This is a genomic window from Lactobacillus sp. WILCCON 0058 (assembly GCF_057198005.1).
In genome coordinates, this window is record NZ_JBUBHM010000001.1 from 1,098,294 (window position 1) to 1,104,341 (window position 6,048).

5 protein-coding genes and 1 pseudogene are annotated in these 6,048 nt (G+C 42.0%); 2 read left to right on the top strand and 4 right to left on the bottom strand.

What is annotated here, in order from left to right:
- Positions 1–98 precede the first annotated feature (98 nt).
- Complete coding sequence (locus ACYVUU_RS05245) at positions 99–1,178, top strand: restriction endonuclease subunit S (RefSeq protein WP_484500885.1); 1,080 nt, start codon at positions 99–101, stop codon at positions 1,176–1,178.
- 38 nt (positions 1,179–1,216) lie between these two features.
- Here the strand turns inward: ACYVUU_RS05245 and ACYVUU_RS05250 are convergent, their stop codons facing one another.
- The 4 genes and pseudogenes from ACYVUU_RS05250 to ACYVUU_RS05265 form a co-directional block, all read right to left on the bottom strand.
- Entirely contained in the window at positions 1,217–2,134 is a 918-nt protein-coding gene (locus ACYVUU_RS05250) for a tyrosine-type recombinase/integrase (protein WP_484500174.1), read from the bottom strand.
- Between the two features lie 91 nt (positions 2,135–2,225).
- Positions 2,226–2,813, bottom strand: coding sequence for a restriction endonuclease subunit S (locus ACYVUU_RS05255; protein ID WP_484500886.1), 588 nt, complete (start codon positions 2,811–2,813; stop codon positions 2,226–2,228).
- A 36-nt stretch (positions 2,814–2,849) separates the two neighbouring features.
- Positions 2,850–3,278: pseudogene (locus ACYVUU_RS05260) on the bottom strand (restriction endonuclease subunit S); the annotation flags it as partial.
- Between the two features lie 19 nt (positions 3,279–3,297).
- Positions 3,298–4,188 (bottom strand): LysR family transcriptional regulator, encoded by an 891-nt coding sequence (locus tag ACYVUU_RS05265; RefSeq protein ID WP_484500175.1) that lies wholly within the window; start codon positions 4,186–4,188, stop codon positions 3,298–3,300.
- 117 nt (positions 4,189–4,305) lie between these two features.
- On the opposite strand from ACYVUU_RS05265, the gene ACYVUU_RS05270 reads away from it, so the two are divergent.
- Entirely contained in the window at positions 4,306–5,913 is a 1,608-nt protein-coding gene (locus ACYVUU_RS05270; RefSeq protein ID WP_484500176.1) for an FAD-dependent oxidoreductase, read from the top strand.
- Positions 5,914–6,048: the final 135 nt, after the last annotated feature.

Consider the following 6,048-nt stretch of genomic DNA (forward strand, 5'->3'; position numbering starts at 1 on the left):
TTTTTGTTAAGAAATTGAAACTATATTTCAACTAGCACCACGCGTAGTCAGTTATTTAATGGGAGCAGTGTAAGTTGGGGGATGTGTGTGTGATTACGATGGGTCAATCTCCAAACTCTAATAATTACACAGATAATCCAAAGGATCACATTCTTGTTCAAGGAAATGCTGATATGAAGGATGGGCAGGTATATCCTAGAATTTGGACTACAGAGATAACAAAAACTGCAAACAAAGGCGATTTGATCTTAACCGTTAGAGCTCCTGTAGGTGATGTAGGGAAAACAGTCTATGATGTAGTTATCGGTCGTGGAGTAGCTGCCATCCAAGGCAATGAATTTATTTTTCAGCTACTCAAACGGATGAAAGCAATAGGTTATTGGACCAAATATAGCACCGGCTCAACATTTGAGAGCATTAATTCATCAGAAATAAATAATGCGGTAATGCATTCCCCTAAGAAGCATGAGCAAATTGAGGTTGGGAACGTACTCTCATATTTAGATCAAACTATCACTTTACATGAGGAAAAGAAACGCCAACTTGAGCGTCTTAAAAGCGCTTTACTGCAGAAGATATTCGCTGATGAGAATGGATATCCGTCTGTTAGGTTTAGAGAATTTAGTGGTGAGTGGCAACTGAAAAAATTTAAAGAAGTATATGCGAAGTCAAATGAAAAGAACACTAAATATGGTGTACAAGACATTATTTCCGTTGCAAATATGCACTACAACAAAAATGCATCAATAAGGAGTATAGAATACTTAAAAACATATAACGTTTTTAAAATTGGAGATATTGCATTTGAAGGAAATAAAAGTAGTAGATTTTCACATGGAAGATTTGTTGAAAATACAATAGGAGATGGGATTGTATCACATGTTTTTGATGTCTTTAGGCCAATCGATAAACACGACTTGCAATTCATGAAATATTATATAAATTGTGAATATGTCATGGGGCCAATTATGGTACGAGTAACAAAAGCTTCTACAATGATGACAAACCTTGTAGCAAAGGATTTTCTAAATGAATCTATGCGCATTCCTTCTATTTCAGAGCAAGAACACATTGGGCGCTTACTTGAATGTCTTAATAAACTGATCACTATGCATCAGAATAAGTTAAATAATCTAAAAACACTTAAAAATTCACTTCTCCAAAAAATGTTCATATAATTTAAAAGGATAGCGACACCAAGCCGCTATCCTTTTCCTTACAGCGCAGCCAAGTGCTGCATAATTTTGGTATTATCTTTGTTCTCAAGTTCTTGAATAATGTGCAGGTAAGTTTGCTGTGTTGTCGTCATATCTGCATGCCCTAAACGCTTTGCAACACTTGCAATGGAAACCCCAGCAAACAATAGTAAGGAAGCATGGGTGTGGCGCAGCCCGTGTACAGAGATAACGGGGATATTTAACTCCTCACAGTGCTTCTTCAGTAAATTGTTAACAGTTGAATTAAAGACACGTTTTTGGGCAAATATTGGCTCACCATTAGGAAAATCTTGAATAACTTGGTTCAGCTGCATAGCAAGCTTCCAATCGATGGGAACTTTTCTAACGGATGACGAATTCTTCGTCGGCTTGAAACTCCCCGTATAGCTCTTGTAATCCCATGTCTTATCTACGTTGATCGTTTGCTGCTCTAAATCTATGTCTTCTTTAGTGAGCCCTAAAGCTTCGCTAAATCGCAAGCCTGTTTTAGCAATCAAAAGGATCATCCAATCAAAATTTGGAAAAGTTGACAGATCTAAGTGACGAAGTAACAACTTCAATTCGAATTCATTCAAATACTTTGCCTTCTTTTCGGAAGGCTCCTTTCCTTTAACCACGATTTTTCTTGTTGGATCTCTCTGAATATAGCCTTCGTCATACGCATCCAGCAACATAGCCTTCAGTTGATGGTGAAAATCCATTACTGTTGCTTTCTCATGAGTTTGAGCAAAAGTATTTAAGATTTGCTGATATTCAAGTCTTGTAGTATCGATTAATTTTAGATTAGGCGCAATTTCTTGTAAATGGCGATGAGATAGCCAGTACTTATCTAGAGTCCTTTCTCGAACTGCTCCATCCTTGTATACCTCAATCCATTGGGCAAAATAATCATGTAGTAAAATTTGTTTCCTACGCATAAAAAACTCCTTAGCAAATATCTTGCTAGGGAGATTTTAGATTAGATGAACATGTTTTGCAGTAGAGATTGCTTGATTGAATTCAATCTGTTTATTTTTTCTGATAGAGACTAATCAAGTAATCTAGCTGATGAATGCACAATCCAATTTCTCTTTGTTCCACTTGATTAGATGGCAGTATTATAGGGGTTTTCTTTCCGCTTTCAATAGTGTATGTCACGACAGTCCCCGTACCCGCAGATGCTTTGATAAAGTTTCGTATATTTTTCGAGGAAAAAGAATAATATAAGAAATAGCCATTTATTGTATTGTTATTCTTAAACCAAATTATATTACCATCTTTAAAATATATAGGGATTTCATTTTTTATTAGCATTGGGATACCAATAGTTCCAACTCCAGTAACAAGAAGGTCTCCCCTATGAACCTTTCCGGAGAGCATAGAATATTTAATATAGGTTTTTTTATCTATATAAAGTCTCTTATCAATTTTTTCGTGTTTAAACTCTGCAACAATATCGCGTGCTCTTAAGAATCTAACTCCCGAGTTTTGCCAATCCGATTGATGTATTCTTTTTACTGAGCCAACATCCATTAGATTACCCAACTCTGTTTGTTTCCAAGCAGTATTATATCTTCTAAACCGAACAGCGGGATACCCACTCTTATCAGCGAACATCTTCTGTAATAAAACGCTTTTAAGACGCTCAAGTTGGCGTTTCTTTTCCTCATGTAAAGTGATGGTTAGAGTTATCTTTTGAAAGAGATCACCAATCTTAACTTGCTCATTATTTTGAGGGAAGCTAACTCTTATCTTTTCAATGGTATTTTTTGAAAGGCTTGGTACCCCGGTTGATTCGTCATATCTTTTCCAATTAATATTTTTGAATAGAGGAAACATAAAGCTAATATCAACGGTTCCACGAGATGTTACATAAAACAGTGTATCAACAGTCCAAAAAGGCGCATTTAAATAATACGGCTTGTCAATCGTCCCTTTGCGGCCTATACCAATTGCATCAACATCAGATAATTTGTCATTAACACTCAACATATAACCACCTGTGCCATAAACTGGTATTTTGCCTGGTTGTAGCCCTTTATAATCCTTTCCGGAATTTATCTTTGCTACATCCCCCAACTTACACTGCTCCCAAGCAAAATTACATCCCTTCCGCCTGCTCCTGCATCACTTGGCAGAAGGCGAGGACTAGGGGATCTGCTTCATCTTTCCGGCAAACCAGGCCATAGTCCAACGGGGCAGGGAAGTTCAACTTTACCGCCTTGATCTCATCGGCTTTTTCAATCGCCACAAAACTTGGCATCACGGTGATCCCTAAGCCAGCCTTGACCATCAGGCTGACGATCTCAACGTCGTTAACGTAGCTTATGTCCAGGTCATCAACATTTTTCCGAATCGTCTCTTGCAGCTTGAGCTGCTCTGGCGGACACCAGTTGTTGTCCATCAGTAATATCTTTTCTCCTGACAAATCATCAAGGTTAAGTTCCTCTCTGTCACTTAAATGATGGTCTGCAGGTACGAGTGCCACAAAGTGTCCACTAAAAAGCTGGTAGTAGTTCACCTCAACCTGATCAGCGATATCGTCGTGAGTCGTAAAAATCACATCACTGTCGTGGTTGAGCAAGTGGTGCTTTAGCAGGTTATGATCAAATCCTTCCAGAAAGATCTTGCAGTCTGGGCATTCCCGGTGAAAAGCCTTGATCATCCCCGGCAGAATTGCCTGTTCCAGCGGGGTATCCGTGATCCCGATAGTCAAGTTGCTCTGCTCGCGGTTAAAAGAATTTCTCGTCCGCTGCAGGGCCTTGTTGTAGCTGTTGACCAGGCTCTTACTGTCCTCATAAAACAATTTTCCGTTTTTGGTCAGCTGGACTTCCCGGTGGTTGCGGTAAAAAAGCGTGACGCCAACTTCGTTTTCTATCCGCTGAATGATCCGGCTAACAGCCGGTTGAGAGAGGTGTAGGTTTTCTGCGGTCTTTGAGTAGTTCAAGCTCTCCGCCAAATTGATAAAAACTTCCAGCTGCCTTAAGTCCATCTTTGTCTCCTTATGCATTTCCGGTATAACTGATACCAACTCGATATTTCTCAACTCAATTATTGCATGATAAATTAATAGTTGAAAGCGGTACACTTGATAAAAAGGAGAAAAATAATGACTAAGATCTATGACAATGTTGATCAATTAGACGTTAATGCATCTGTTGCATATACGGTCAAAACTGACGTCCTGGTTGTGGGCGCAGGCAACGCGGGCATGGAAGCTGCTGCGGCTGCCAGAGAAGCTGGAGCACAACCCATCCTGATTGAAAAAGAAAAGACCATCAACCTCATGCGGGTCGGTTTGGCCAGCATCGGCTCCCGGGCGCAAAAAGCCGCCGGCGTGACGATCGACAAGCAGGAACTGGTAGAAAGCCTGGCAGCTTTTGCCCAGCACAACGTGGACCAGCGCCTCTTGGAAACTTGGGCAGACAACAGCGGGGCAACCCTGGACTGGCTGGAAGATAAGATCTTGAAGCCACACGGTGCCCACCTCAGAGCTGAAGCCGACGCGATGGTGACCAATAAGGCCTACCAAGCTTTCCCGACAGAAAACGATCCGACTTTTGACGACCAAACCTTTACCTCATATGGTGACTGGTTCCTGCAGTACCAAAAAGAGCACGGAGTCGACCTGCGCTTTGAAACCAGCCTGGTCAAGCTGCTCAAGGAAGACGGTCGCGTAACCGGGGCTTTGGTCAAGGATCTTGTCAAAAATGAGTACTACCAGATTCTGGCTGAAAAAGGGGTAATTTTAACTACTGGCGGATATTCCGCTAACACCGACCTGCTTAAAGCATGGAATCCTCTGGCCTTGAAGAAGAACGTCTACAACGACTCACCGCGCTCCAACGGGGCCGGGATCACGACTGCCTTGAATGTCGGTGCCATCCGCGATGAAGAACCAGCTGAAACGATTTTTGACCGCGGCCTGGTTCCAGTTGGCAAAAAGACTGAAGACATGTACTACCAAACCGCCACTTACGACCACTGGCTCTGGATCGGTTCATACCCATTCCTTAAGGTTAACCTGCGCGGTGAACGCTTCGCTAACGAATCTGTTCCTTATCAATTCATCGTCAACGCCGCCGCTAAGGAACCTGGTTACCTGTACGCCATGATTTGGGACGATGATTACGCTGAAACTCTGGAAAAAGTCCACATGCTAGGCTGCGCCCGCTACGGTTTCCCAGGCTATATGAAGGATAAGGAAGCTTTTATCGCTGACACTGAACAACATGTCAAGGATGGTCTGGTCGTAAAGGCTGATACTTTGGAAGAATTAGCTGAGAAATTAAATCTGCCAGCTGACAAGCTGAAAGAAGCTGTTGCTAACAACAACCAAGCCGTGATTGACCACCAAGACAAGGAATTTGGCAAGGAGGCTTACCGGATTACGCCAATCAAGAAGAAGCCTTACTACGGCTGCATCCTGGGTGGCCGCATCCTCTGTACTTTTGACGGGCTCAGAATCAATACCAAGATGGAAGTCTTGGATGAAAACCATGACCCGATTCCTGGCCTGTACGCGGCAGGTAACGATGCCGGTGGCTTCTTCTGGGGCAGCTACAATGACCGGGTTCCAGGCCTGGCTGCCAGTCACGCGCACACCTTTGGCCGCCTGGCTGGTCAATATGCCGCTAGATTGACGTCAGATGAAGCAAAGAAGGCAGTCGTTCAAGAGACCCACGTTGACGCGGCTAGTGGGGCAAGCCACATCTAACAAGCCACATCTAATAAGTTAATTCAAACAGTTCTATAAATGCTACCCAAGCTGTATCTATCATTTTGATGGATGCAGCTTTTTATCAATATAATGAATTAGTTATTATATTTGTGCCTAGTAGTTGCGAAATGT

Bases quoted from the DNA above. Each gene is read 5' to 3' on its own strand.
- ACYVUU_RS05270 (WP_484500176.1), top strand. From the start codon at position 4,306: ATGACTAAGATCTATGACAATGTTGATCAATTAGACGTTAATGCATCT.
- ACYVUU_RS05250 (WP_484500174.1), bottom strand. From the start codon at position 2,134: ATGCGTAGGAAACAAATTTTACTACATGATTATTTTGCCCAATGGATT.
- ACYVUU_RS05245 (WP_484500885.1), top strand. From the start codon at position 99: ATGGGTCAATCTCCAAACTCTAATAATTACACAGATAATCCAAAGGAT.
- ACYVUU_RS05265 (WP_484500175.1), bottom strand. From the start codon at position 4,188: ATGGACTTAAGGCAGCTGGAAGTTTTTATCAATTTGGCGGAGAGCTTG.
- ACYVUU_RS05255 (WP_484500886.1), bottom strand. From the start codon at position 2,813: ATGTTCGCTGATAAGAGTGGGTATCCCGCTGTTCGGTTTAGAAGATAT.